The organism is Vibrio jasicida CAIM 1864 = LMG 25398, assembly GCF_000400365.1.
GTDB classification, from domain to species: Bacteria; Pseudomonadota; Gammaproteobacteria; order Enterobacterales; family Vibrionaceae; genus Vibrio; species Vibrio jasicida.
Window position 1 is genome coordinate 1 of sequence record NZ_BAOG01000163.1, and the last position, 215, is coordinate 215.

Sequence of the window (215 nt, forward strand, 5' to 3'; positions counted from 1 at the left end):
ATGTGGGCGATTAGCTCAGTTGGGAGAGCACCTGCCTTACAAGCAGGGGGTCACTGGTTCGAGCCCGGTATCGCCCACCATCTTTAAGCGCATTCAATGAGTGCTTTTAAAAATGGTTACTTCATAAGAAGTGATTTGCTCTTTAACAATTTGGAAAGCTGACAAAGTAATCTTTAAGATTACTTGTAAAGTTCTCAATGTTTGTCTTTATGACA

The 215-nt window shown here is 40.9% G+C and carries 1 tRNA gene; it reads left to right on the forward strand.

Annotation, left to right across the window (positions count from 1 at the left end):
- Positions 1-4 precede the first annotated feature (4 nt).
- Positions 5-80: transfer RNA gene (locus VJL_RS25990), tRNA-Val, on the forward strand.
- Positions 81-215 lie beyond the last annotated feature (135 nt).